General features: G+C 68.1%; 23 protein-coding genes. 12 read left to right on the forward strand and 11 right to left on the reverse strand.

Annotated elements, in window-relative coordinates; all coding sequences use genetic code 11:
- Positions 1-32 precede the first annotated feature (32 nt).
- A complete protein-coding gene (locus LuPra_RS27220; protein ID WP_157899746.1) occupies positions 33-1,349 on the reverse strand; it encodes a fibronectin type III domain-containing protein in 1,317 nt (438 codons plus the stop codon).
- A 233-nt stretch (positions 1,350-1,582) separates the two neighbouring features.
- Between LuPra_RS27220 and LuPra_RS32345 the strand changes: the two genes are divergently transcribed.
- Positions 1,583-2,503, forward strand: coding sequence for a PEGA domain-containing protein (locus LuPra_RS32345; RefSeq protein WP_157899747.1), 921 nt, complete (start codon positions 1,583-1,585; stop codon positions 2,501-2,503).
- Positions 2,504-2,516: 13 nt separating this feature from the next.
- Positions 2,517-2,876 carry a hypothetical protein gene (locus LuPra_RS27235; protein ID WP_110173679.1) on the forward strand — a complete coding sequence of 120 codons (360 nt, stop codon included), beginning with the start codon at positions 2,517-2,519 and terminating at the stop codon, positions 2,874-2,876.
- A gap of 101 nt (positions 2,877-2,977) precedes the next feature.
- Here the strand turns inward: LuPra_RS27235 and LuPra_RS27240 are convergent, their stop codons facing one another.
- The 5 genes from LuPra_RS27240 to LuPra_RS27260 form a co-directional block, all read right to left on the reverse strand.
- Complete coding sequence (locus LuPra_RS27240; RefSeq protein ID WP_157899748.1) at positions 2,978-4,384, reverse strand: APC family permease; 1,407 nt, start codon at positions 4,382-4,384, stop codon at positions 2,978-2,980.
- A complete protein-coding gene (locus LuPra_RS27245; protein WP_110173681.1) occupies positions 4,381-4,893 on the reverse strand; it encodes a hypothetical protein in 513 nt (170 codons plus the stop codon). Before LuPra_RS27245 ends, LuPra_RS27240 begins: the two co-directional genes overlap by 4 nt.
- Positions 4,894-4,992: 99 nt before the next feature.
- On the reverse strand, positions 4,993-5,994 hold the full coding sequence (locus LuPra_RS27250; protein ID WP_157899749.1) for a hypothetical protein: 1,002 nt from the start codon (positions 5,992-5,994) through the stop codon (positions 4,993-4,995).
- 19 nt (positions 5,995-6,013) lie between these two features.
- Entirely contained in the window at positions 6,014-6,850 is an 837-nt protein-coding gene (locus LuPra_RS27255) for an anti-sigma factor family protein (protein ID WP_110173683.1), read from the reverse strand.
- Between the two features lie 12 nt (positions 6,851-6,862).
- Positions 6,863-7,486, reverse strand: a complete 624-nt coding sequence (locus tag LuPra_RS27260) for an RNA polymerase sigma factor (protein ID WP_234800972.1) — start codon at positions 7,484-7,486, stop codon at positions 6,863-6,865.
- 425 nt (positions 7,487-7,911) lie between these two features.
- Between LuPra_RS27260 and LuPra_RS27265 the strand changes: the two genes are divergently transcribed.
- From LuPra_RS27265 to LuPra_RS27275, 3 genes are all read left to right on the forward strand, one after another.
- Positions 7,912-9,990 carry an ABC-F family ATP-binding cassette domain-containing protein gene (locus tag LuPra_RS27265; protein WP_110173685.1) on the forward strand — a complete coding sequence of 693 codons (2,079 nt, stop codon included), beginning with the start codon at positions 7,912-7,914 and terminating at the stop codon, positions 9,988-9,990.
- A 265-nt stretch (positions 9,991-10,255) separates the two neighbouring features.
- Positions 10,256-11,395, forward strand: a complete 1,140-nt coding sequence (locus tag LuPra_RS27270) for a two-component system sensor histidine kinase NtrB (RefSeq protein ID WP_162472839.1) — start codon at positions 10,256-10,258, stop codon at positions 11,393-11,395.
- A gap of 146 nt (positions 11,396-11,541) precedes the next feature.
- A complete protein-coding gene (locus LuPra_RS27275; protein ID WP_110173687.1) occupies positions 11,542-12,948 on the forward strand; it encodes a sigma-54-dependent transcriptional regulator in 1,407 nt (468 codons plus the stop codon).
- Between the two features lie 88 nt (positions 12,949-13,036).
- Here the strand turns inward: LuPra_RS27275 and LuPra_RS27280 are convergent, their stop codons facing one another.
- From LuPra_RS27280 to dprA, 5 genes are all read right to left on the reverse strand, one after another.
- Positions 13,037-14,041, reverse strand: a complete 1,005-nt coding sequence (locus tag LuPra_RS27280) for an ARPP-1 family domain-containing protein (protein ID WP_110173688.1) — start codon at positions 14,039-14,041, stop codon at positions 13,037-13,039.
- Between the two features lie 99 nt (positions 14,042-14,140).
- A complete protein-coding gene (locus LuPra_RS27285; protein ID WP_269465615.1) occupies positions 14,141-15,160 on the reverse strand; it encodes a tyrosine recombinase XerC in 1,020 nt (339 codons plus the stop codon).
- Positions 15,157-16,734, reverse strand: a complete 1,578-nt coding sequence (gene trmFO / locus LuPra_RS27290; protein ID WP_234800580.1) for a methylenetetrahydrofolate--tRNA-(uracil(54)-C(5))-methyltransferase (FADH(2)-oxidizing) TrmFO — start codon at positions 16,732-16,734, stop codon at positions 15,157-15,159. Before trmFO ends, LuPra_RS27285 begins: the two co-directional genes overlap by 4 nt.
- The gene (gene topA / locus LuPra_RS27295; protein WP_110173689.1) at positions 16,731-19,400 is read right to left on the reverse strand and encodes a type I DNA topoisomerase; all 2,670 of its coding nucleotides are present in this window, start codon (positions 19,398-19,400) and stop codon (positions 16,731-16,733) included. The genes trmFO and topA overlap by 4 nt, the downstream gene beginning before the upstream one ends.
- Before the next feature lie 17 nt (positions 19,401-19,417).
- Positions 19,418-20,521: a DNA-processing protein DprA gene (dprA, locus tag LuPra_RS27300; RefSeq protein WP_162472840.1), complete on the reverse strand. Its 1,104-nt coding sequence runs from the start codon at positions 20,519-20,521 to the stop codon at positions 19,418-19,420.
- Between the two features lie 166 nt (positions 20,522-20,687).
- On the opposite strand from dprA, the gene LuPra_RS32350 reads away from it, so the two are divergent.
- The 7 genes from LuPra_RS32350 (at position 20,688) to rsfS (ending at position 25,076) form a co-directional block, all read left to right on the forward strand.
- Positions 20,688-21,059 carry a tetratricopeptide repeat protein gene (locus LuPra_RS32350; protein ID WP_157899751.1) on the forward strand — a complete coding sequence of 124 codons (372 nt, stop codon included), beginning with the start codon at positions 20,688-20,690 and terminating at the stop codon, positions 21,057-21,059.
- Positions 21,019-21,840 carry a hypothetical protein gene (locus LuPra_RS27310; protein WP_157899752.1) on the forward strand — a complete coding sequence of 274 codons (822 nt, stop codon included), beginning with the start codon at positions 21,019-21,021 and terminating at the stop codon, positions 21,838-21,840. Before LuPra_RS32350 ends, LuPra_RS27310 begins: the two co-directional genes overlap by 41 nt.
- 199 nt (positions 21,841-22,039) lie before the next feature.
- Complete coding sequence (gene rplU / locus LuPra_RS27315; protein ID WP_110173692.1) at positions 22,040-22,354, forward strand: 50S ribosomal protein L21; 315 nt, start codon at positions 22,040-22,042, stop codon at positions 22,352-22,354.
- A 76-nt stretch (positions 22,355-22,430) separates the two neighbouring features.
- Entirely contained in the window at positions 22,431-22,694 is a 264-nt protein-coding gene (gene rpmA / locus LuPra_RS27320; protein WP_110174899.1) for a 50S ribosomal protein L27, read from the forward strand.
- 39 nt (positions 22,695-22,733) lie between these two features.
- Complete coding sequence (gene obgE, locus LuPra_RS27325) at positions 22,734-24,002, forward strand: GTPase ObgE (RefSeq protein WP_110173693.1); 1,269 nt, start codon at positions 22,734-22,736, stop codon at positions 24,000-24,002.
- On the forward strand, positions 23,999-24,697 hold the full coding sequence (gene nadD, locus LuPra_RS27330) for a nicotinate-nucleotide adenylyltransferase (RefSeq protein ID WP_110173694.1): 699 nt from the start codon (positions 23,999-24,001) through the stop codon (positions 24,695-24,697). Before obgE ends, nadD begins: the two co-directional genes overlap by 4 nt.
- Positions 24,684-25,076, forward strand: coding sequence for a ribosome silencing factor (gene rsfS / locus LuPra_RS27335; protein ID WP_110173695.1), 393 nt, complete (start codon positions 24,684-24,686; stop codon positions 25,074-25,076). The genes nadD and rsfS overlap by 14 nt, the downstream gene beginning before the upstream one ends.
- Positions 25,077-25,147 lie beyond the last annotated feature (71 nt).

A 25,147-nucleotide genomic window follows, 5' to 3' on the forward strand; every position in this document is an offset into this window, starting at 1 on the left:
GCTCGCGTAGCCGGTAGCCCGAAGCCTGTAGCCTACCTGGCGCTCTCTCGCACCCGGTTGCTCTCCGGGCTCGCGTTGGCCGGCGTCGACTTGTCGACCGCGACGACCGCATAGATGTACATCACGCCGGCCTGCGCGCTCGTGTCCCGATAGGTCGCCTCGGTGACCGGCGTCTCGGTGATTGGCTTGAGCGCCTCGCCTTCGACGCCCCGCAGCACCAGGTACCCGAGCAGGTCAGGAGCGGTGACCGGTTCCCATATCAGCGAGACGCCGCCGCCGCTGCCCACGGCGACGAGGCCTGTCGGTGCCGGCGGCGGGTAGGTGTCGACGGCGGTGACGCAGGTGGACGGCGACAGCGGACTCTCGATCGTGACCGCGCCCCGCTTCTCCACGGTGCGCAACGCGTAGCACCGCGCGACGCCGAAGGTCATCCGCGGGTCGTTGAACGTCGTCGTCTCGATTGGCGTGGTGTTGATGGGCCCGCCCGGTGGCGGGCTGGTCACGCCCGGCGCAGGCACTTCGTAGACGCGATACGACTGCGGCGTGCCGTAGAGCACGAGCGGACGCGCCGGCAGCAGCGCATCCTCCTGCTTGGCCGCCATGGCCGCCTTGTAGGCGGCGTCGGTAACCGTTGGCTGGATGGGCATTTGCGCGCCCGGAGGCGTCGTCCAGGTGAGCGTGAACGACGTCGCATCGTGCGTCACGGCCGGCGCGGGCGGCGCCGGCGGCGCCGGTACGAGCGGTACGGCCAGCGGCGTCGAGGGCGGCCCGGCGGTGCCCCGCGTGGAATACGGGATGACGATGTAATGCCGCGCAACCTGCGTCTCCGGCTGCGGCCAGAGGAGGATGCGGCCCGTTCCCTCTGTCGAGGGCACCGGCGCATCGTCCACGTCGTCTCCGACGGCGGCACGGATCTTCGCGACCTTGGCGGCGTCGGGGTGCTCGAAGATGGTCGTGCGCAGCGTGTCCGTCAGCGTCTCTTCGACGCGAACGACGTCGCCCTGTGCGGGCCGCGGATCCACCGGTGCGGCTGGCGTCGGCGCGGCAGCAGGCTGCGCCTGCTCGCCGGCTTTGCCCGGCTGCACTTCCCCTTCAGGCGGGGGCGGCGGCTGTACCTCGACACGCCCGACGTGGGTCAGCAACCCCTCCATCTCACGAACGGTCAGCGCCCGGGCCAGCGGTCCCTCGGGCTTCCCGGTCGCGGCATAGACATCAACGTAGGCCAGGTCGGCCGGGGTGGAGCCGTCGCCGTTGCCTGTCGGCACGGTGAACTGCACCTGCACCGTTTCGCCGAGGCGCGACGCGGTGACATCGGAGATCGCGGCGGGGCTTGGCCGGTGGGGCGCCAACGGGGGCCCCTTCTTCCCACACGCGGTCGTGATCGGGAGCATACTGGCGAGCAAGACACTGAGCAGGAGTGGTCGGGCGCAATGCACGGGCCCCCTATCGTACTCTGCGGGCGACGAGGTGACGCCTCACGGGGACAACCGCAAGCGCGATGCCCGCTGGCGCGTGATGAACGGCGGCGCCTGTGTGGCAGGCTTGTTGCAGATTCCGAGCCGTACCCCGTCCGGAGTGCACCATGAAGAGCACACTCGTCACATCGATCCTGCTCGCAGGGCTCGTGTTCGTGAATACGCCCTCGGCCGTCCAGGCCCAGCACAACCGCAACCCGAGCGGCGGCGGTGGCGGCAGCTCGAGTGGCGGAACTTCCAGTGGGGGGAGTTCGAGCGGTAGCGACAGCACAGGGAGCGCGGTGCCGCGCGGTGGCGGCAGTTCGCCGTGGGGCGGTGGCAGCGTCTCATCCCGGCCGAGTGAGCCGACTTCGTCCTCATCCGGCGCCCGCGGTCCGGCACGGGTGTCCGGCAGCGGTACACGGTCGTACGGCAGCAACGGTGCCGATGGCGGCACCGGGAGCACGACCGTGCCGCCGTACTCGCGCGCCCGCAATGGCGCTCCCGTGACCGGCTATGGCGTGCCGCGCGGATCGGTGGCCACGTTGCCGCCGATTATCTCGGGCCCGATCTACTGGGGTCCGGACGACTGGTACTTCTATCCCTGGGGTTACGGAGCGCTCGCCCTTGGGTATTTCTGGGATCCGTGGATGTGGACCGGGTACTACGGCGGCGGTGGCTACCCGTGGATGGACCCGTACTGGAGCGGTGGCGGCGGAGGCGGGGGCGGCAGCTACGGCAGCTGGGACAACGCCAACGGCTCGCCTGACGCCAACAGTCAGTCGCCGGCGGAGGAGAACCCGCTGGACTCGAACGGCCCGACAGGTGGACTACGCCTGAAGGTGGAGCCGCGGGAGGCCGAGGTCTACGTCGACGGCTTCTACGCCGGTCGCGTCGATGACTTCGATGGCGCGATGCAGAAACTGAAGGTCGTCCAGGGTTCGCATCGCATCGAGTTGCGCGCGGAGGGGTACGAGACGGCGACGTTCACGGTCAACGTCATCGCCGGCGAGACCACGAGCTACAAGACCGAGCTGAAGCGTCATTGATAGGCTGTGGCGCATGGCGCCACGGCTGGCCACGCACCTTCTGGGCCTCTGCAACGTCGTTGCAGGGGCCCTCGTCGCATGTGCCCCCGTGATCCTCATGCCGGGACTGAACGGACTCGACTCGCCGGGCGCACGTCTTCTCGGCGTGTCACTTGGCGTCGTGCTCGTATCCGTGGGTATCGGCGCCTGGCTCATCCCTGCCGACGGACGTCGGGTCTACCTGTGGATCTTCGGGGTGGCCGTCAAGGTCGTGGCCTCGGCCGTCTGGGGCGCCGCCGCGCTGACGACCGGCGTGGCGATGCTGGCCGCTGGGGCAGCCCTCGATCTGGCGGTCGCGCTGGCCATTGCCGGCATGTTGAGCAACACGCGCTAGCACGCGTCGAGCAGGCTCGAAACCTACCTCCCACCTCGGCGTCGACGTCGACCAGGGTGATGTCTTCGCGCGCTGCTCGGGTCGCCTCTTCAGCGACGGCTCTACGCTTTGGCGACGAGACGACGCTGGAAGAGCCAATACACGGGGATGCCGGCGGCGAGGATCGCGAGACCGCCGAGTGATGGCAGTGGCTCCCTCCAGATGGCGTTGACAACCATCGCCGCGCTCGCGAGCACGAACAGGCCCGGCGCCACCGGGTAGCCGAGCGCGCGAAACGGACGCGGCGCGTCGGGCTCGCGACGCCGCAACACGAACAGCGCCAGGACGGCAATCCCGGCAAACAGCACCACGGCAAACCCGGTGTAGGTGACCAGCCGTTCGAACGTGCCCGTCAGCACGAGCACCGCGCTCCAGGCGGCCTGCGCGGCAATCGCGAACGCGGGGGTGTGCGTGCGCGGATTGACACGCGCGGCTGGTGCGAGGAACAAGCCGTCTCGCGCCATGGCGTAGTACACGCGCGGACCCGCGAAGATGTTGGCGCTGATGCTCCCCAGCACGATGAAGATGCTGACGACGGTCAACAGGTCGGCCACCCGCGGCCCGAACAGCACCTCGGCCGCTGCATCGACGATCCGCACCTGCACCGTCGACATCGCCCGCACGTCGAGCGCATACAGGTACACGACGTTCATCGCGACGTACACGATGACCACGGCGATGGTGCCCATCGCGAGCGCGCGCGGCACGTTGCGGGTCGGATCCTTCACTTCTTCGGCCAGGTACGCGGCGGCATTCCAGCCCGAGTAGCTGAACATCACCGGAATCAGCGCCAGCAGCATGCCCGAGGGCACCCACGGCGCCCCTCCCGTGAAATGCGCAGTCGATCCCTGACCGATCGAGAGCCCGGCGGCGACGAAGACGAGCAGCGCGCAGACCTTCACGAGTGCGAGCGCGTTCTGGACCAGGCGTCCCGGACCGATGCCGAGGATGTGAACGAGTGAGAGCGCGAAGATCGCGGTGAGCGACACGATCGCCTGCGCGGACAGCGTCAGGGTCACGACCCCGAGCGGCAGGCTGACCCAGGGCGTCGCATCACCCGCGGCGGGAAAGAAACGTCCGACGAATCCCGCAAGGCCAACCGAGGTCGCCGCGATGGCGCCAGAGAAGCCGGCGACAAAGGACGTCCAGCCGGTGAGGAATGCCGCCAGGGGGCCGAACGCCTCGCGAAGGTAGACGTACTCGCCGCCCGACTTCGGCCGCAGCGCCGCGAGTTCGGCGTAGGCCATCGCACCTGCGAATGCGAGCACGCCGCCGCCGAGCCATACTGCGAGCATCGCGGACGGGTTGCCCACCATCCCGGCAACGATCGCCGGCATGAACAGGATGCCGCTGCCGATGACATTGGAGACGACGACGGCTGCCGCGTCGTAGGCCGAGAGCCGCCGTTCGAGCTGGTCCGAACGTGCCGGTTCGCCGCCGGCCCCGCCTGGCGTGTGCGCCGGCGTCACTTCCTGGCCGCCGGTGCCTTGGCGATGAGGAGCAGCTGGCGATCGACGACGAGTTCGCTCAGCTTCACCCATTGGTTGCCGCCCTGCTTGGCAAACAGCTGCACCTGCACATCCTGGAAGCTGGCGTGCTGGAACATCTCGCGCCGCGCCTGTTCACCCGAATACCCGAACATCGAGCGCAGCGTGAAGGGACCGACTTCCTGGCCGGCTGGAAGGCCGCTGTAGCCGATGCCCTGGACCAACTGCGCGCCGAGTTCCTCGGGGTCGCCGATGACACGAAACACGGCATTGAACTGGACACTGTGAATGGGCCGGCCAGCCTTGTTGCGTACCTTGAAGGCGATCGTCGGCAGCAGCCGGTTCTGTCCCGACGCGTGGCCGCCATCGTCGTAGCCCGTCTTGACGTCGAACACCTCGATTGCCTCCGGCACGGTGGCTGATCGTCCGCAACCCGCCGCAAGGAGCAACGTGGCGGCAAGCACGAACATGCGTCGATCGAGGCGGAACATGCGGCGGATTCTAGCGCAGAACGCTAGAACTTCGTCGGGCCCCGAGGGCCCCGACGATAAGCGTTGTGAGCCGAGCTCGCGTCAGCGAACGGAGGCGAATTAGAACTCCTTCACGATGACGCGGGTGCGCGCCTGCGCTCGCGTCAGCCGCTGCGCACGGAAATCTACGAGGTCCGACACTCGTACGCTCAAGGTCACCGTGACCATGTCCGACACCGTGTCGGGGAAGGCCATGTAGCCGGCGTCGCGGGCGGCAACGGTTACCCACTCGGCGGGCGGCAACTGCAACGACCCGGCGTAGTCGAGCATCGCGTCGGCGAGCGCCTGCTTGACTTCGTCCTCGTAGGCGGCGCTCGGGTCGACCATGGCCTCGGCCGGCGCCTCGGCCGCGGGGGTCGCAGGCAGCGTATTGGCCAGGGGGGTCGGCGCGACGGGGGCCGGAGACGACGCGGTCGCACCGCTACGATCGGCGGCGACCATCGGCGGCGCAACCTGGTCGGCGACGGCGCCTGTCGTGGAAAGGGCCGTGCGGCGCTGCGGGGCAGTGGGGGCACGCGGGGTCAACGAGAGCTGCAGTTGCACCGTGCGGATGGCCCTCTCGAGGTCGGCGCGCACGACAGGATCCTGCTCCGACGAGTACACCTTCTGCAGTGACGCGAGTACCCGCTCGTCGCGATCCTGGCTCAGGACCCGTAATGCCCAGTTGACGCTCTCGCTGAGCCGCGGCACCTCGACGGAGAAGAAGAGCCCGTAGCCGTCGATGCGGAAGCCCTGCGCCTTCGGGGTGCCCGCCAGGGCGAGCACGTCGGGCGTGACGGCCTGCAGGCGTCGCCGCATCATGTCGGCCGCGTGCTGGACGGCACGCTCGAGGACGTTCTCCATCTGTCGGACGTGGTAGCGCGCACTGAGCGTCGCACCGCGCCCGCTGTCGGCCCTGGGAGATGTCGCGGAAGGATCGGCGCCCGGCGTCAGGGCGCCGGTGGCAGGGGCCGGTGGCGGAACCTGCGCCGAAACAGGCGCGGCGCTCGCGGCAACCAGGAGGGTTCCGGAGCACAGCAGCAAGGCCCCCGAGAGGAAGCTGGAACGCGAGGCAGCTGACACGGGAGTAAAGACGCCCGGATCAGGGTCGTGGCTGTGTCGCGGCCACCCGGCGCAGCAGATCACCGCGCTGCTGCTCGATGCGCTGGAGGGTCTGCTCGACCTGGACGATGTCGCTTTGACGGGCAAGTTCGAACTGGCGGCCGAGTTCGGTAACCCGGAGCGCGAGGTTGGCCTGCTGACGGATTTCGCTTTGATCGAGCAGATCCTGCACCTGCTTCAGTAACTCGGCGTCGCTCGTGGTCCGGCCCGGGGCTGCTGGCGTGGCCTGCACTGCCGCGCGCAGCGCGACGGGCCCCTGCTCATGCCGGTTTTCCTGAATCATCCGGCTGACGTCGCCGCGAATCTGGGTGGCGAGCAGGTCGAAGTCCGCACGCCACGGCGGCTCGCCCACTGCCGCCGTGCTGACCCAGGTGCCCTCAGTGGGCGTGGCTGGTGCGGCGGTCCTGGCGGTCTTGAGCGAATCGGTGGAAGACACGGCAGCGTTGGCGCGCTCCGGGATCCGTTCGACTCCGGTCCGAATGCGCAGGCCCTGCTCGCTGTAGGTGATGTCGAAGCGGGCGAGCGACACGGCTGCGCCAAGGACGAGAACGGCGGCAGCCGCGAGCCCACCTCTCCAGAGTGTGGTACGCCACGGCGACCGTTCGGTGTGGACGAACGCGAAACCAAGTGGGAGGCGTGGAGCGTGCCAGGCGCCAAGCGCCCCCCGGGCGGTGTCGAGCGACGTCAAGACGTCAGCGCACTGTGGGCACCGATTGACGTGGGCCTGCAGGAGCGCCCTTTCGTCGGGTGCGCCCTCATCGTCGTAGAGCAGGACGAGCAAGGCATCGGGGTCAGGACAGGGCGTCACATCGGTCATGTTGCGTAGCCGTCAGCGTCGACGCGCCTCCGCGCCAGACGCTGGCCGTGCATGCGGGAGCACCACGTCTGCCGTGATGCCCTGCCGCTCCAGCTCTCGCCGGAGCACGACCAACCCCTGGTAGAGGCGTGTCTTCACTGTACTCAAGGGGCAGTCCAGCAGATCCGCGATCTCCTGGAACGTGAGCCCCTGGTATTCCTTGAGGACAATGGCCTTTCGCTGATCTTCGCTCAGCGCCGCCATGGCCCGGTTGACTGCGGCGCCCAGGTCCCGGCGCGCCACCAGATCCTCGACCGACTCCACCGGCCCGTGCTCGCCGGCAAGCTCGATCACATCCACACCTTCGGGCGCCTCGACAAACGGCGCCCGCTTCTGCCGCCGGATCCAGTCACGGCAGAGGTTCAGGGTAATCCGATACAGCCACGACGAGAACTTCGCGTCGCCGCGGAAACCGCCGAGCGACCGGTAGGCGCGAAGGAATGCCTCCTGCACGAGGTCGCGCGCTTCTTCCTCGCGCCCGATGACCCGGTACGCCAAGGCATAGATTGGCCGCTCCCAGCGAACTACCAGCTGGTTGAAGCTGTCGACATCGCCACCCGCGGAACGGGCAACGAGCTCCTCGTCGCTGGATGTCATCTGCACAGCAGGGCTCGGGGCATCGCCTCCTCGTGTCCTGTTCTTCTGACGCACGGGGGCGGAAATGGTTGGTTCGGACACCTGCAGGTGTCGAAGCTGGTCTCCGGTGAGGACAGATGCGGACATTGGCACGCTCCTGCGCGCCCTCAGTGCAAGCCTCCGGCCAAAGGACGCTCTCGAACGTCCGGTCACAAATCTTTCACAAACAGGCCGAAATACTGGCAAAACCGAGTGACGACCAACTTGCCGGCGATCACTGCAGCAGGCGCGTCGACCCGACGCTTACGTACCTCGAAAAAGCTGACGCGCCCGCGTCGCCACTCTTGACTGCTTCGATCCTCGGCATTCGTCCTTCGGCCATGAGTCAGGCGTTAGGCGTTAGGCGTCAGGCGTTGGCCTGCCGCCCTCCTGCTAGGATCGCGGGCGTGTTGCAGTTGGTGGGAATCCGCAAGGCCTTTGCCGATCGTGTGCTGCTCGACGATGTCACCTGGCAGCTGAACGCGCGTGACCGTGTCGGGCTATGTGGCCCCAACGGGGCTGGCAAGACGACGCTGCTGAGGATCCTGGCGCGCCTCGACGAGCCCGACGCAGGCCAGTTGGTCACGCCGTCGGACCTCACCATCGGGTACCTCCCGCAGGACGGCCTCGAATATGGCGGCCGGGCGCTCGTCGACGAGGCGCGGCAGGCGTTCGGACCGTTGCTCGCGCTGAAGGAAGAGCTGCATCGTCTCGAGGACCAGCTCGCCGACACGACGCTCGACGATGCGGCGCACGGGGCCGTGCTGATGCGGTACAGCGAGGGCCAGGAGGACTTCCGGCGCCTCGACGGCTACACGATGGACCTGCGGGTAGCCACGGTACTGCGCGGCCTCGGTTTCGAAGAGGACGACATGCAGAAGCCCACCGAGACGTTCTCCGGTGGGTGGCAGATGCGCATCGCGCTCGCCAAGCTGCTCCTGCAACGTCCCGCCCTGCTGCTGCTCGACGAGCCCACCAATCACCTCGACCTCGATGCCCGCAACTGGCTCGAGGCCTACCTGACCGAGTACCCCGGTGCGGTGATGCTGGTGTCGCACGACCGCTATTTCCTCGACGCCGTGGTGACACGCATCGCGGACCTGAGCCTCCGCACGATCACGGATTACCAGGGCAACTACTCGTATTACCTGCGCGAGCACGAGGCGCGCATGGAGCGGCTGCGTACGATGAAGCGCGAGCAGGACGAGGAGGTCGCGCGGATCAAGATGTTCATCGACCGGTTCCGCTACAAGGCCACCAAGGCCGCCCAGGTGCAGAGCCGGATCAAGGCACTCGAGAAGGTCGTGCCCATCGACGTCCCCCCCGAACGCAAGCAGGTGCACTTCACCTTCCCGGAGTGCACCAGGAGCGGCCGGACCGTGCTGGAACTGTCTCACGCCGGCAAGCGCTATGCCGAGAAGGTGATCTTCAGGGATCTGTCGCTGCTGATCGAGCGCGGCGACCGTGTGGCGCTCGTGGGGCCCAACGGCGCCGGCAAGTCGACGCTGATGCGCATGCTGTCGGGGGCCGAGGCGCCCGATACTGGCATCCGCACAGAGGGACACCAGGTCGTGGTCCAGTACTTCGCCCAGGACGAGGCGAACCGGCTCGACCCGACGCGCACGGTGTACGAAACGCTGGCGGACGGGTCGCCCAATCACATGGTGCCGGCCATCAGGAACATCCTCGGCGGGTTCCTGTTCGCCGGCGATGACGTGTACAAGAAGGCGGGCGTCCTGTCGGGCGGCGAACGCACCCGCCTGGCAGTGGCGCGCATGCTGTTGCGCCCCGCGAACCTCCTGCTGCTCGACGAGCCCACCAATCACCTCGACCTCGACTCGAAGGACGTGCTGCTCGAGTCGCTCGAGGGCTTCACGGGGACGCTCATCCTGGTCTCGCACGACCGCTACTTCGTCGACCGGCTGGCCACGAAGATCATTGCGGTGGGCCATGGCGAGGCGCTCGTTTACCCCGGCACCTACGAGGAGTTCCGCTGGAGCCAGGAACAGCGCGCCGCTACGGCAGCCGCCTCGAATGTGCCGAAAACTCCAGCGCCGGTGCCAAAGTCACCTGCGCCCGCCAAATCGCCCGTCCAGCGCCAGGCGCCCCGGGCCGACACGAACCCTGGCGCGACCGTGTCGCCCGCGGGGCGCTCCGTGACGGCGACACAGGCAACCCCGTCCGAGGCCGCACCAGTTGTGTCAGCCCCGGATCGCGACGAGCGCAAGCGGGTCGAGGCAGAACAGCGGCGCCTGCGACGAGCGTGGCAGACCCATCAGGAGCGCGTGGGACGCGTCGAGAGCCGGATTGCCGAATGCGAGCGCGAGATCAAATCGCTCGAGGAAGCGATGAGCGGGGTAGGGTTCTACGACGATCCGGTCGCGTCCAAGCCGATCATCGATCGTCACCAGGCACTGATGTGGGAAGTCGGCGACCGCATGGCGGAGTGGGAGGCCCTGCTGGAGGCCGCTCCGCCGGCACCATAGACAGGCTCACCGACCGCTGCGTCAGGCCTGCCGAGACGAATTCGTCATCCGATTACAAGAATTGTTGAGGCCAACTATCCAACGGCATGGATATTTGGCTTCTCGTGTTACGGAATTTCGGCGCCAAGCGCGTTTCTGTAACCGGCATGCACATTGAATGTAATCTGGACGACACGTCATGTGCGCCCACCACCTGAAACCGTTACCCGGATCTGCAGCGGCAGGCTCGCCCAGCTTGGCGGCCAATCGGCGAAGTGACGATCTGGTGCCCGAGCGGTTCTACCGGGACCTCATTTCCGGAATGCGTAATGGCGTCATCGTGATTCGTCGCGATGGCACGCTGGTCGCCATCAACGACGCGGCCTACGCCTCACTCGACATGCTGCCGGGGTCGGCCGACGTCGGGCGCCCCATCGCCACCGTGCTCGCAGACGTCCCGGAAATGGTGCGCGTGCTGGACGGCGCCTTTGGCAGTGACCCCCTTCCTAACCGGGCCGAGGTCAAGCTGGCGCATACGGGCCGGTCGATTGGCTTCACCCTGTCGCTCGTCCGCGACCCGCTCGGGCTGATAACCGGTGCTGCGCTCTTCTTCCGGGACCTCACCCGCGTGGAGCAGCTCGAGGAACGGGAGCGGCTGCGGGATCGGCTCGCCGCCCTCGGCGAGATGGCCGCCGCCATTGCCCACGAGGTCAAGAACCCGCTGGCCGGGATCGAGGTGATGGCCGGGCTGCTCAAGCGTCGCCTCTCCGACAACCCGGAGGCGCAGACGATGCTGGCCGACATCATCGGCGAGGCCAAGATGGCCAACGCGATCGTGATGGAGGTGCTGGACTTCGTCCGTCCGGTGCGATTGCAGGTCGAGGACGTCGAGGTCGCCGAGCTCGTCCAGGACTCGCTGCACATGGCCGACAGCCTGGTCCCCCGCGGTAACGTCGCGGTGAGTGTCGACGTACCCGAGGACCTGCCACCGGTGCAGGGCGACGGCCACCAGTTGCGGCAGGTCTTCACGAACCTGCTCACCAACGCGCTCGAGGCACTCGGCGGCGAGGGTCGCCTGATCGTTCAGGCCACGGCTCTGGACCGCCTGCCCTTCCCCGCCACGCCTGACCATCCGCAAGGTCCCGGTGTGGAGGTCACCGTGCTCGACGACGGCCCGGGCATCCCCGAGGCGATGCGCGAGCGGATCTTCAACCCGTTCTTCACGACCAAACCGCGCGGGTCTGGCCTCGGTTTGGCGATCGTGCGCAAGGTCGTGGACGCCCACGAGGGCCGGATCGAAGTGCAACCGGGCCTCGACGGATCGGGCACGTGCTTCCGGCTGCTCCTACCGCTGGCGCCATCACTGGAACAGGTCCCGGTGCGCCTGCCCGACGACGGCGCGCCAGGAGGGCCGAGGCCTCGTTGATGCTTAACGCCTGACGCCTGACGCTTGACGCTTGACGCTTGACTGATTCGACGATCGTTCGTTGTTGCTGTTCACCATTCCCTGTGCTCCTGAGCTCCTGAGTTCCTGTGCTCCTGAGTTCCTGGGCTCCTGCCACTGGATCCACCATGGGCCGCATCCTCGTCGCCGACGACCACGACTCGCTCCGCCGCGCCCTCGCTCGCGCCCTCATCGAGGCCGGGCACGAGATCACGGAAGCCAGCAACGGCAACGTGGCCATCGAGCGCCTTCACGAGACCAACTTCGACGTCGTCCTGAGCGACCTGAAGATGGGCGGCAGTGACGGCCTCGACGTGCTGCGCACCGCCAAGGCGCTGCAGCCGCAGACGGCCGTGATCCTCATGACCGCGTTCGGCTCGGTGCACACGGCCGTGGAGGCGATGAAGATCGGCGCCTTCGACTACGTGCCCAAGCCGTTCGAGATCGAGGAGATGGAGGTCAAGATCGACAAGGCGCTCGAGCACCGGCGCCTGCGCAACGAAGTCGATTACCTCCGCCACGAGCAGGGCGGCATCTACCAGTTCGACAACATCATCGGCGCCAGTGGCGCCCTGCAGCGCGTACTCGACGTGGTCAAGAAGGTCGCCAAGAGCAACACCACCGTGCTGATCAACGGCGAGACCGGTACCGGCAAGGAGCTGATCGCCGGCGCCATTCACCACAACTCGCTGCGCGCGGCGCGCAACTTCGTCAAGGTGAACTGCGCGGCGCTGCAGGAGAACCTGCTCGAGTCCGAACTCTTCGGCCACGAGCGCGGCGCGTTCACCGGCGCCGACAAGCAGCGCATCGGCCGCTTCGAGCAGGCCGATGGCGGCACGCTGTTCCTCGATGAGATCGGCGACATGAGCGCCAACACGCAGGCCAAGATCCTGCGCGTGCTCCAGGAGCACGAGTTCGAACGCCTCGGCGGCACCCGGACGATTCGCGTCGACGTCCGCCTGATCGCGGCCACCAACCGCAACCTGGCGGCGATGGTCGAAACCGGCGGCTTCCGCGAGGATCTCTACTACCGCCTGAACGTGGTGCAGATCGAGATGCCGCCCGTCCGCGATCGCAAGGAGGACATCCCGGCGCTCACCAACTTCTTCATCAAGCGCTTCGCGGTCGAGCTCAAGAAGCGGATTGAAGGGGTCACCCCCGAGGCTCTGAAGCTGCTGATGCGCTACAACTGGCCGGGCAACATCCGTGAGCTCGAGAACACGATCGAGCGCGCCGCGCTGCTCAGCGACGAGCGACTGATCAGCGCCGACGATCTGCGCATCGGCGGCACCGGCACCACCACGGACCACGACGCCCCGCAGACGGTCGTGAAGATTCCGCCGCAGGGCGTACCGCTCGAGGAGATCGAACGGCAGGCGGTCATCGAGGCGCTCAAGATGGCCAACTGGGTGCAGAAGGACGCGGCCGAACTGCTGTCGATCAGCCCGCGCGTCATGAACTACAAGATCAAGACGCTCGGCATCGACTTCCCGCGGAGCCGGCGGCCGCCGGTAGGGGTGCCCCTGGTGATGTAGTGATTGGGTCGGGGCAGCTCCGGGCGAGTTGCCCCGTTCCACTCAAGGAGCGCCCGCCTGGGACAGCCGGGCGCGCTACCTCGAGGCTTCAGTGGACGCGTTCGTCACGCCCGTGAGCTCGTCGGGATTGCCGCTCGCCGCGTGACGACGGCCGCGCACCCAGTCCCGTCGGGAACGCCACCAGGTGCACGAGCGCCCTTTCCACGACGAGCGCGCCGCCGACGACCCCGCCATCGGCGAAACGGACGTCCGTGCCGAGCCCGATTGCCGCCAACATGTGCGCACCCTCCAGGCCAATGCGCCCGACGAACTCCGCCGCCGCGAGTCCCTGCGCCGCACCGTCCAGCGTCTCGTGGAGCGCGTCGTCGAGCGCGTCGAGCCCGTAGCTGCGAACGAGCATCGGCATCTGCCGCGCCCACGACTGGGGATGATCGAAGACCTCCACGCCTGTGACGCGGCCGCGCGCGACGAATACGGCGCCGACCTGCGACTGGACGGGCGTCAGGTCGGCCACATACCGCTCGAGATCGGCGTGCCGGCGCTCGAACATCGCGGCGGCCGCCCGCGTCGACGACGCCGCGTCCAGCCGTGCGCTCTTGCTCGCGATCTCGTCCCACACCGCGCCCTGGTCCGCGCTCCGGGATGCATTGGTTCGCATCGACAGGTTGACCTGAGCCATCTTGTCGCGTCGGCCAGACGCGTGAAACGCGCGGTCAGCGGACGTGAACTCACGGCTGCGGTACGACCACCGCCCCGCCTCGACGCAGGACACCGGAATGTGCAGCTTGCCGTGTGCCGGCACCAGCAGGGTGATGTTGACGATGCGGTTCTGACGCGCGCCGACGAGTTCCTCGCCGTCCACGAGCAGGACCGGGCGCGGCCCGTCGTTGACGACGAGCAATTCGGGCACGCTCCCGCCTTCGGAAATTTCGGTGACACGCGCGGTGCCCGCGCCAATGGCGTCCTTCAGCGTGTCGTAGAACGGCGGCGACGCGATGCCCTCACGGGCAAGCAGGGGGACAACGCCGAGGTGTCCCGAGTGGGTGGAGGGTCCGTACACAAGGCCTTGCAGGTGTTGCTTGACGACGTCCATGCGGTCTCCTGGTGCGCAGTAGCGCTAAGGGGGAGACGGGCACGGACGAGGTGGTCTGACAGGCCTGGCGCGCCGAAGCCTCTGGCGCAGGCGGGCGGATTAGCCCCGCGCCTTGGGATGCGCGGCGCGGTACACGTCGAGCAGGTGCTGCACGTTGACCTGCGTGTAGCGCTGGGTGGTGGTCAGCTCGACGTGCCCGAGCAGCTCCTGGATCGCGCGCAGGTCCGCGCCGCGCTCGAGCAGGTGGGTGGCGAACGAGTGCCGCAACGCATGTGGGCTGATGCCGAAGCGCGCCGTGCACAGGCCGACGTAGCGGGCCACCAGCCGATGCACGCTGCGCGGCGTGAGGCGCGTGCCGCGGTAGTTCACAAACAGCGGATCCTCGGCCGGACGCCGGCGGCCACCGTCACGGGGCGTGTCGGCGGCCGCGAGCGCGACCAGCGCCACTCGATCCTTGAGCCACGCGAGCACGGCATCTGCGGCGCGCGGATGGCACGGCACCAGCCGCTCCTTGCGTCCCTTGCCCATCACCCGGACCATGCGCGTCGACAGGTTCACGTCCTCGACGTCGAGCGACACCAGCTCGGACAACCGCAGGCCCGACGCGTAGAACAACTCGAGGATGGCGCGATCCCTCCGGCCGAGCGGAGAGGAAACGTCAGGCGCCTCGATGAGCGCCGTGACCTCGTCCACCGTCAGCACCTGCGGCACGCGCTGCTCGCGGCGCGGGCTCCCCACCAGGGCCGTGGGGTCATCATCGCGCACGCCCTCGCGGCGAAGGTAGCGCGCGAAACTCCTGATCGCGGAGATGCGACGCGCGGCCGAGGCGCGGCTGTTGCCTCGCGCGTGCAGTTCGCCGAGGAAGCCGCGGATGGCATCGCCCGAGACGTGGGCCGGCGTCAACTCGTGGCGTGGCGTGCCCGTGGATGCGCCGAGGAAGTAGAGGAACTGCACGAGGTCCGCTTCGTAGTTGCGGACGGTGTGCTCGGACGCATTGCGATTGAGCGCAAGGTGATCGCGGAAGGCACGGATGGCATCGCGCAGCGGTGACTCGGCGTCGATCTCGCGTTCGGGCGGTGCCACGGGCCGGCGCGACTGCGACCCGGTCGCTTTCCTCACGCGGGCGCCCCGATCGCCACCTGCCCCATCCAGTTATCGAGCGCCTGCAGCGCACGCTGCGCCAACGCCTCCTTGCGCTGGTCCTTCCTGCGCGGCCCGCCTTCGCCACGGCTTCGGCGCGCAGCCGGCAACTCGAGCGGCGGCATGATGCCGAAGGTGATGTTGGTGGGCTGGTAGTGCCTCGCCTCGGCATGTGACACGTAGTACGCCAGTGCGCCGATGGCGGTCTCGCGCGGAGCCTCGATCGGCGAGAGCGCGAGGGCCTGGTGCGCCGCGTTGATGCCGGCGAGCAATCCCGAACCGGCCGACTCGACGTACCCCTCGACGCCAGAGACCTGGCCGGCGAAGAACAGGTCCTCGCGGGCCCGGGTCTGCCATGTCGGGAGCAGGACCATCGGGCCGTTGATGTACGTGTTGCGGTGGACCATGCCGAAGCGCACGAACTCGGCATCCTGCAGGCCGGGAATCATCCGCAGTACACGCGCCTGGTCACCCCACTTCAACTGCGTCTGGAAGCCGACGAGGCTGAAGTGATCGCCGGCCAGCGTGTCCTGTCGCAACTGGACGACTGCAAACGGGATACGCCCCGTGCGTGGGTCGGGCAGGCCGACGGGTTTCATCGGTCCGAAGCGCAGCGTCTCCCTGCCCCGGTGGGCCATCACCTCGATCGGAAGGCAGCCTTCGAAGAACTGCACGCTGTCGAAGTCGTGCACGGTCGCGGACTCGGCGGAGACGAGAGCGTCGTAGAACGCCCGGTATTCGGCCTCGTCCATCGGGCAATTCAGATAATCACCCTCGCCATCGTCCACGCCGCAGGCGGGGCCCTCGGCCTCAGGTTCGGCCTCAGGCAGGCTGCAGCCTGCAGCCTGCAGGCTGCCTGACTCGGCGGTCGAGTCTGCCTGCCGAGCAAGCTCGGCTACGCCAGTGCCTTCGAGGTGAGCGGATTCGGAACCGACACGTGTAGGCGTCGAGCTTGCTCGACGCTCGTCGCCGCGCAAACTCCTTCCCCACCGCGAGGCGCGGAACACGATCGAGCGATCGATCGACTCGGCGAGGACGATGGGGCTGATGGCGTCGTAGAACGAGAGGTGTTCGGCGCCGACGAAGCGGGCGATGTCCTGCGATAGCGTGTCGGACGTCAGCGGACCAGTCGCGACGATGACCGGCCCTCCGGTCGCGCCGGCTGCGGGAATCGCCGTGATCTCCTCGCGTACGACCTCGATGAGCGGGTGCGCGCAGATGGCGGCGGTGACCGCGTCAGCGAAGCGCCCGCGATCGACGGCGAGCGCCGCTCCAGCGGGCACGCGTGTCGCCTCGGCACACCGCATGATGATCGAGCCGAGCCGACGCATCTCTTCCTTCAGCACGCCGACGGCGTTGTCGAGTTTGTCGCCGCGGAAACTGTTGCTGCAGACGAGTTCGGCGAGCCGGTCCCCCTGGTGGACCAGGGTCGGACGCACCGGGCGCATCTCGTGCAGGCGCACCCGCACGCCACGCGAGGCGACCTGCCAGGCCGCCTCGCATCCCGCCAGACCGCCGCCGATGATCGTCACCACGGGAGTGCCTGGTGTCACGCCGATCGCTTGGTGGGGCGCTTGCGAGCCGTGGCGGTGCCCATGGTGCGGCCCGCACCACGCGCCGGCGCTCGTCCCCGCCCCTTCTTGGCCGGCGCACCTTCACGGGCCTTCAGGAGGCCGACCGACTCCTCGAGCGTGAGCGCATCGACGAGCACATCCTTCGGAACGGAAGCGTTCGTGGTGCCGTCGGTGACGTACGGCCCGTAGCGCCCCTCGAGGATCTCGATCTTCGCCTGCGACTCGGGATGCAGGCCGACCTCGCGCAGGACGGTGCGCGACGCCGTGCGGCGACGGCCCTTCTTCTCCTGCTTGAAGAGTTCGATGGCCTGGTCCAGCGTGACCCCGAACACGTCCGCGTCCGTGCCGAGCGAGCGGAATTCGTCGCCTCGCTTCACGTAGGGCCCGAAGCGCCCGAAGTTGGCGATGATGTCCTGGCCGGTCTCGGCATCGTGGCCGACCAGGCGCGGCAACGACAGGAGTTCGAGCGCGCGGTCGAGCGTGATCGAGTCCGGCTGATCGTTCTTGGTCAGCGAGGCGCGGCGCGGCTTCTCCTTGCTGCCCTTCTCAGGCGCTTCGCCAAGCTGCACGTAGGGCCCGAAGCGTCCCGTGAGCACGTAGACCGGCAGGCCGGTCTTCGGATCGGCGCCCAGGCTCTGCGGGCCATCGGTGCGATCTTTCAGCAGCTTGAGTGCCTGCTCGATCGTGAAGTCGGCCGGCGCGATGTCCTCCGGAATCGAGGCGTTGGCGTCGCCCATCTGCGCGTACGCGCCATAGCGGCCGATGCGGACGACGATCTTCTGCCCGGTGGCTGGATCGACGCCGAGTTCGATGACCGGGTACTCGATGCGGTCCTCGTTGGTCACGAGGTGCCGCAGGCCCGGCCAGTCGTCCAGCCCGTTGTAGAACTGCTCGAGGAACTGCGTGCGATCGAGATCGCCGTTGGAGACCTGGTCGAGGTCTTCCTCGATGCGTCCCGTGAAGCCGAGTTCGACCAACTGGCCGAAGTGGTCCTTCAACAGGCTCGTCACCGCGAATGCCGTGTAGCTCGGCACCAGTGCCTTGCCCTGCCGCCACACGTAGCCGCGACGCTCGATCGTCTGGATGATCGAGGCGTACGTCGACGGGCGCCCGATGCCGTCTTCCTCGAGCGTCTTCACGAGCGACGCGTCGGTGTAACGGGGCGGCGGCAGCGTCTCGTGCGCTTTCGGGTCGAGCCCGGCGAGCGTGAGCGGCCCCTGGCCTGGCGCCGTCACGTGGTCGCCGACCGACAGCTTGGGCAACAGGATTTCCTGGTCGCCGAGTTCACCCGCGGGGTCGTCACTCCCCTCGACGTAGGCGCGCAGGAAGCCGGCGAACTGGATGGCCTTGCCGCTGGCGGTGAACACGTGGGGGCGTCGGTCGGCGCCCGTCGCCGTGATCTCGAGCGTGGTCCGCAGAAGCCTCGCGTCGGCCATCTGGGAGGCGACCGTACGCTTCCAGATCAGTTCGTACAGGCGCGCCTCGTCGGGAGGCAGCGACAGCGACTGCGGCCGCTGGCCGAAATCGGTCGGCCGGATCGCCTCATGCGCTTCCTGGGCGTTCTTGACCTTGGTCTGGTACTGCCTGGCGCCGCCGTAAAAGGCCTCGCCGTACATGTCCTTGATCGCCCGCGCCGACTCGCGCAGCGCCTTGTCGCTGAGTGTCGTCGAGTCCGTGCGGTGATAGGAGATGACGCCGTCCTGGAACAACCGCTGCGCAGCGCTCATCGTGCGGTCGGCGGAGAACCCCAGCTTGCGGTTGGCTTCCTGCTGCAGGGTCGACGTCGTGAAGGGCGCCGAGGGCCGCTGCGACGTCGGCTTCTCTTCGACGCCGGTCACCGTCCACGGCAGGCGGCCAGCCAGCACCTCGCGCATCGTCTTTGCGGACGCTTCGTCGAGCAGGCGGACGTTGCGGCCGACCAGTGCGCCGGTGGTCGGGTCGAAGTCCTTGCCCGTGGCGACCCGTTCCTCGCCGACGCGGACGAGCGTGGCAACAAACTGGGTTTCGCCGGCGCGAATCTTCGCGTCGAGGTCCCAGCAGGTGCTCCGGCGGAACGCGCGCCGCTCCTCCTCGCGCTCCACGATCAGCCGCACCGCCACGCTCTGGACGCGGCCGGCGCTGAGGCCGGTCTGCACTTTCTTCCACAGGACCGGCGACAACATGTAGCCGTACAGCCGATCGAGAATGCGCCGGCTCTCCTGCGCATCCACCAGCTTCAGGTCGATGTCGCGCGCCTGCTCGATGGCCTCGCGCACCGCTTCCTCGGTGATCTCGTGGAAGACGATCCGCTTGACGGAGCCCTTCGGCTTCAGCACTTCGCGCAGGTGCCAGCTGATGGACTCGCCCTCGCGATCCGGGTCGGTGGCCAGCAGGACTTCCGAAGCGTCCTTGACGGCGGCCTTGAGCTCCCGGATCCGCGACTTCCGGTCCGATGAGACGACATAGTACGGCTTGAAGCCGTTGTCCACGTCCACGCCGATGCGGCCCCAGGTCTCCTTCTTGATCGACTCGGGCACCTCGCTGGCGTTCTCGGGCAGATCCCGCACGTGCCCCACGCTGGCCTCGACCCGGAACTGGTTGCCCAGGAAACGGGCCAGGGTCTTGGCCTTCGCTGGTGATTCGACGATGACGAGGGGCTTGGACATTGCGTGCGAACTTTACGTTACCACTTCCGTTCAGCGCGCAAGAATCGACCAGCGGCATCGCGACGAACGAGTCCGGCGAGTTCCAGATCGAGCAACTCACCCAGTAAATCCCCGCCATTCCGCCCCGTCTCGACCAGCAGTTCATCGAGCGTGACACCGTCCTCCCGCGCTACCTGCCTCAGCAGCGCTGCGGCCGCCGGGGCCGCTGGGACACCCATTTCCGAAGTCCCCTGCACGCCCCCATGCTCCCTGTCGTCATCGCCTCGCTCCGCCCTTTCGGCACGCGCGACGCGCGCCCAACCAAGCTCTTCCAGAATGTCTGACGCGCATTCCACGAGGCGGGCACCGTCCCGGATGAGGGCGTGACCGCCTGCGTTGGCGCCAGTGCGGACATCGCCGGGCACCGCCATCACCTCGCGCCCCTGTTCGAGCGCGAGTCGGGCGGTGATCAGCGAACCGCTCCGCCGCGCGGCCTGCACGACGATGACCGCGCGGCAGAGGCCGCTCAAGGCACGGTTGCGCAGCGGGAAATGGTGCGAGAGGGGTGGCGCGCCGGGCGGAAACTCACTCACGAGCACGCCGGCGGCCTCGATGTCGCCGCCGAGCGGGCCGTGGTCGCTCGGGTAGGGCTGGTCGAGGCCGCAACCGAGCACGGCCATCGAGCGGCCCGTGGACAGGGCGCCCCGGTGCACGGCGGCATCGATGCCACGAGCGAACCCGCTGGCGACGAGCACCCCGGCCGCAGCCAGATCGGCCGCCAGCCGGAACGCCACCTCGCGGCCTCCCATCGTCGATTCGCGCGAACCCACGAGAGCGACGGCGGGCGCGTCGAGCAGCGCGGCGTCGCCACGGGTCCAGAGCAACAGGGGCGGATCCACGATTGTGCCGAGCAGGGCTGGATACGCGGGATGTGCGGGCCAGCGGACGTCGTAGCCATGCGGCGCGGCGCGATCCAGGACACGGCCCGCCTCGGCACGCCAGTGAGCGACGGCGCCGGGCCCCTGCATGCCGAGCACCTCCAGACTCTCGGGCAGAGGCAGGACCGGCCAGGACGGCAGCCTCGCCTTGAGCGCGGCGGCGGACAGGGCCGGCCGGGCGCCGGCGGCCAGCGCGAGCGCCACGGCGTCCATTCTCGAACTCTCGATCATCGCCCTCCCCGGCTGTGCAAACTACCCGCCACGGCGACTGAATCGGCTTCCCGAGCGTCCTTTGATCTGGCGCTTCCGCGGGTGGCAGGAACTGCCATCAGGGACCTCGGGGCACAGGTGTATAGTGGCAATCACTCCCATGACCAAGACCCGTTCCTGGATGCTCGCGCTGGCCGTGGTGCTGGGTGCGTCCGGTGTCGCGTCGGCGCAAAACCCCCGCGACCAGGCAAAGTCGCAGGTCGAGTTCGGCATCACCGTTGCGCAAAAGGGGCTGTGGCAGGAGGCGGTGTTCCGGTGGGAACGCGCCACCGAGATCGATCCGACGTATGCGGCGGCCTTCAACAACCTGGGCATCGCGTTCGAGCAGCTCGGGAAGTTCGAGCAGGCGGGCAAGGCCTACGAAAAGGCGCTGGAGCTCGAGCCGCAGAACCTCTCGATTCAGCAGAACTACGATCTGTTCAAGGAAATCAATGACCGCGCCAAGAGGAACACCGGGACTTCGGGGAGCTAGCCTCGCGCTCGCGGGCGCGGTGCTGGCGGCGGGCGTGGGTTGCACCTCGACATTCGAGGTGCCAATCGACACTCCCATCCAGGCCAAGCTCGACGTCACGCCCTTCTCGCGGGTGCACGTGGTCGGCTTCATCTCGGGCGGAGCCGAGGACGTCGACGCGAACATGGAGACGGTGCGGCTGCTGCGGAGCCAGTTGCGCACGAAGAGCCGCCTGCGCGTGATCGAGGCCGACCCCCTGCCGCTCCAGCAGGTCGCCCGCGACCAGGCCAGGGGGCCTGCGACGCCCGGCGCCGCGGGACCCGCGCCAGCTGCGTCGGACGTGCCCTCCGGGATGCAGTTTCCGGAGAAGATCCTCGATGAGAAGGATCTCGAGGCGTACGAGCCGTTGTTTGCCAACGCCGCCTACTGGAAGAAGATAGGCGAGGAATTCCAGCAGCCGCTGATCGTGACGGGGACCGTCATCTTCCGGCCCCACCAGGCTTCAGGTATCGTCACCCAGGAGCGCGAGGTGTACGACCAGTTCGGGCGGCGGACTGTCGTCCCGACGCGCGTCTACATGGAGCGCAAGGGCTACATTCTGCGCCCGAAGCTCGTGTTCATCGACGGACGCAGCGGCGCCGTGTTGTACCAGGAGAGCTACCGCGAGGAGCGGCTCTACCCGAGCCAGCAGAACGTGCCGGCCTTGTCGTCGTTCTTCGAGCAGATGGACGCGGTGCTGCCGTCCTTCCTGAACACGCTGAGCACGACGAGGGTCCGCGGTTCGCGAATCATGCTGAAGTAGCGGCGTCCGCTTCTCCAGGTGTGACGGCTCCGCCGGGGGTGTAGGCGCCGACCTTCAGGTCGGCGCACCCGTTGGTTTCGACATTCGCGGCATTCAGGCATTTCAGCATTCCCCGCAACGTCTCCCATGTGGTAGACTCGCTGTCTTTGCCGGGTCCGAACCTCGGACCCATGCAGTGCAGCGCGCAGGAGCAACGACCGTGTTTGCCATCATTCAAAGCGGCGGCCGCCAGGTGAAGGTCACCAAGGGCGAGATCGTCACCGTCGACCGCGTCGACGTCGAAGCAGGCCAGGAAGTCACCGTCGAGCAGGTGTTGCTCGTGGGACAGGACGGCGGCGATGTGCTCGTCGGCGCGCCCTTCGTGGCCGGCGCCCGAGTCGTTGGCACCGTGGCCGGCGAGTCGCGCGGCCCGAAGATCCGCGTGTTCAAGAAGAAGCGCCGCAAGGGCATGCGCCGGACCAAGGGTCACCGCGCCACCTACACGCGGATCCAGGTCACCGACATTCTGGTCTGAGAAGTCTGGGGCGCTGCAACGACGCGCCCATGCCGCGCCAGCCTCTTCCGAGGCCCTGGTGCTGGGAACGTACGTCATGGCTCATAAAAAAGGTCAGGGCAGTTCGCGCAATGGACGCGACAGCAACTCGCAGCGTCTGGGCGTGAAGAAGCACGACGGCAACATCGTCACCGGCGGGTCGATCCTCGTCCGGCAGCGTGGCCGCCGCTTCAACGCCGGTAGCAACGTCGGGCTCGGCAAGGACGACACGCTGTTTGCGAAGGTCGGGGGCGTGGTCAAGTTCGAAGACCACGGCGAACGCGGCCGCTTCATCAGCGTCCACCCGGTCGCCGCAGAATAACGGCCATCGGGACAGCCCCAGGCCGTCCCGGACCCGCGCATGTTCGTTGACGAAGTCGACATCAACGTCAGCGCCGGTCACGGCGGACGGGGCGCCATCAGTTTCCGCCGCGAGAAGTTCATTCCGCGTGGCGGCCCCGATGGCGGCGATGGCGGTCACGGCGGGTCGGTCTACCTGCTCTCCAGCCCGCACCACAACACCCTCGTCAGCTACCGGTTCCATCCCGATTTCGATGCCCCGCGCGGCGCGAACGGCGAAGGTTCGCTGCGCACCGGCAAGTCCGGCAAGGACATCGAACTGCCCGTGCCTCCCGGTACGGTCGCCTACCGCATCGACGAGTTCGGCCACGCGCACCAGTTCGCGGACCTGATCGGTATCGGCGACCGGGTGCTGGCCGCCAAGGGCGGCATCGGTGGCCGTGGCAATGCCCGCTTCACGTCGTCCACCAATCGCACCCCGCGGCGTGCCGACACCGGCATGCCCGGCGAGGTGTTCAAGCTCCGCCTGCGAATGAAACTGCTCGCGGACGTGGGCATCATCGGCTACCCGAACGTGGGCAAGTCGACGCTGATCGCCCGTGTCTCGGCGGCCAAGCCGAAGATCGCCGATTACCCCTTCACCACGCTCGTGCCCAACCTGGGCGTGGTCGCACTCAGCGACGACCGCAGCTTCGTGATGGCCGACGTCCCTGGCCTGATCGAGGGCGCGCACGAAGGCAAGGGCCTCGGCCATCGCTTCCTGGGCCACGTCGAGCGCACCAAGGTGCTGCTCCACATCGTCGACGTGAGCGAGGCCTCCGGCCGGGACCCGGTGGAGGAACTCGAGGTCATCCGCCGCGAGCTCGAGCAGTACGTGCCCAACGCGGATACGCTCGACCCGGATGCGCTTCCGCTCGCCGCGCGACCGCAGGTGGTGGCGGCCAACCGCATCGACATCCTTGGTGATCCGTTGCGGCTCGAGGCCTTGCGCGAGCACGCAGCCGCTCTGGGCCTGACCTTCCATGCGATCTCGGCGGTCACCGGCGAGGGGGTGCCCGCCCTGCTCGAGACGCTGTGGCCGTACGTGCAGCACGTCAGTGCCGAGCGGGCCTTGCAGCGTAGCCGGCAAGCCGCTGACGCTGGTCAAGCCGACGGCAGCGATGACGCTCCGAGCCCGCATGGTGGGGCCGGCTATCCCTCGGCGGCCGAAGCCCTGGCGAAGACGACGCGCCCGGCCGCGGAGCTTGCACACTCGACCAACGCGGGCGGCCCTGAGAGGGACGAGCCGGGCCTGAACGTCCCAGCCGAGCCTGTTGATCCCGACGCATGAGGCGGTCCCCCTTGCGCCTCGGGGTGCTCGGTGGCACCCTCGACCCAGTGCATGCTGGTCATGTGGCCGCCGCCCACGCCGCGGCCCGGGCTCTCTCGCTGGACGCCGTATGGCTGATGCCCTCGCACGTTCCGGCCCACAAGGGGTCGCCTCACGCCTCCCCGTGGCACCGGTTCGCCATGACGGCGCTCGCCGCGTCCGAGGACGCGCTGCTCGTGGCCAGTGACCTCGAACTGGCACGGCCAGGCCCCACCTACACGTGGGACACGCTGCAGGCGCTCGCCGCCGAGGGCTTCGCGGCATCGCAGATTTTCTTCATCACCGGGGCCGACGCGTTTGCAGGAATCGACACGTGGCACCGCTTCCCGGACGTGCTCGACGCCGGTCACTTCGTCGTGGTGACGCGACCCGGTCATGCACTTCCGCCAGACGTCCTCGCGCAACCCGACGTGGCGCAACGACTGAGGATCGCCGGAGACACGGCAACCGACAGCAGCCCCGCGTCCACCGATTCACGGGCGATCTGGCTGGTCGAAGCCGACACGCCGGACGTGTCCTCCACGGACATCCGACAACGCATCCTTGCTGGAAAGGAGGCGGGCACCGACGTGCCGGCCTCGGTGGCCGCGCATATCCGCCGACACGGCCTGTACACCCATCAACCGGCGGCGAGACGCTTGCATGGCGAAGACTGACGCGCAGCGGGCCGAACACGAGCCTGCCCCGATTCCCGACGACGTCCGAGGCGTGATCGATGCGGCCCTGGACAGGAAAGCCACCCGGGTCACGCTGATGGACCTGCGAGGCGCCGGGGCCTTCACGGATTTCTTCGTGATCTGCACCGGCACGAACATCCGCCAGGTGCAGGCCATCGCGGATGCCGTCGAAGAGAAACTCAAGGCACAGGGCCTCCGCCCCGCGCACGTCGAGGGCTACGACCGTGCCGAGTGGATCCTCCTCGACTACTTCGACTTCATCGTCCACGTCTTCATGCCGGACACGCGCGAGTTCTACTCCCTCGACCGGCTCTGGGGTACCGCCGCCCGCACCGAGATGGCAGCCGAGGTTCGCTGAGCCGCCGGGCGCTTCCCTGCTCGACACAGCCGTCGCGTTCCTGATCGCGGCGCGCTGCGTAGCCTGCCATG

Origin of the sequence: Luteitalea pratensis (assembly GCF_001618865.1) — a bacterium.
Taxonomy (GTDB): domain Bacteria; phylum Acidobacteriota; class Vicinamibacteria; order Vicinamibacterales; family Vicinamibacteraceae; genus Luteitalea; species Luteitalea pratensis.

What these genes read in the sequence shown, in the direction of transcription:
- LuPra_RS32345 (WP_157899747.1), top strand. Translation starts at nt 1,583, where the DNA reads ATGAAGAGCACACTCGTCACATCGATCCTGCTCGCAGGGCTCGTGTTC.
- LuPra_RS27235 (WP_110173679.1), top strand. Translation starts at nt 2,517, where the DNA reads ATGGCGCCACGGCTGGCCACGCACCTTCTGGGCCTCTGCAACGTCGTT.
- LuPra_RS27245 (WP_110173681.1), bottom strand. Translation starts at nt 4,893, where the DNA reads ATGTTCCGCCTCGATCGACGCATGTTCGTGCTTGCCGCCACGTTGCTC.
- LuPra_RS27255 (WP_110173683.1), bottom strand. Translation starts at nt 6,850, where the DNA reads ATGACCGATGTGACGCCCTGTCCTGACCCCGATGCCTTGCTCGTCCTG.
- LuPra_RS27260 (WP_234800972.1), bottom strand. Translation starts at nt 7,486, where the DNA reads ATGACATCCAGCGACGAGGAGCTCGTTGCCCGTTCCGCGGGTGGCGAT.
- LuPra_RS27275 (WP_110173687.1), top strand. Translation starts at nt 11,542, where the DNA reads ATGGGCCGCATCCTCGTCGCCGACGACCACGACTCGCTCCGCCGCGCC.
- LuPra_RS27280 (WP_110173688.1), bottom strand. Translation starts at nt 14,041, where the DNA reads ATGGACGTCGTCAAGCAACACCTGCAAGGCCTTGTGTACGGACCCTCC.
- topA (WP_110173689.1), bottom strand. Translation starts at nt 19,400, where the DNA reads ATGTCCAAGCCCCTCGTCATCGTCGAATCACCAGCGAAGGCCAAGACC.
- LuPra_RS32350 (WP_157899751.1), top strand. Translation starts at nt 20,688, where the DNA reads ATGACCAAGACCCGTTCCTGGATGCTCGCGCTGGCCGTGGTGCTGGGT.
- LuPra_RS27310 (WP_157899752.1), top strand. Translation starts at nt 21,019, where the DNA reads ATGACCGCGCCAAGAGGAACACCGGGACTTCGGGGAGCTAGCCTCGCG.
- rpmA (WP_110174899.1), top strand. Translation starts at nt 22,431, where the DNA reads ATGGCTCATAAAAAAGGTCAGGGCAGTTCGCGCAATGGACGCGACAGC.
- obgE (WP_110173693.1), top strand. Translation starts at nt 22,734, where the DNA reads ATGTTCGTTGACGAAGTCGACATCAACGTCAGCGCCGGTCACGGCGGA.
- nadD (WP_110173694.1), top strand. Translation starts at nt 23,999, where the DNA reads ATGAGGCGGTCCCCCTTGCGCCTCGGGGTGCTCGGTGGCACCCTCGAC.
- rsfS (WP_110173695.1), top strand. Translation starts at nt 24,684, where the DNA reads ATGGCGAAGACTGACGCGCAGCGGGCCGAACACGAGCCTGCCCCGATT.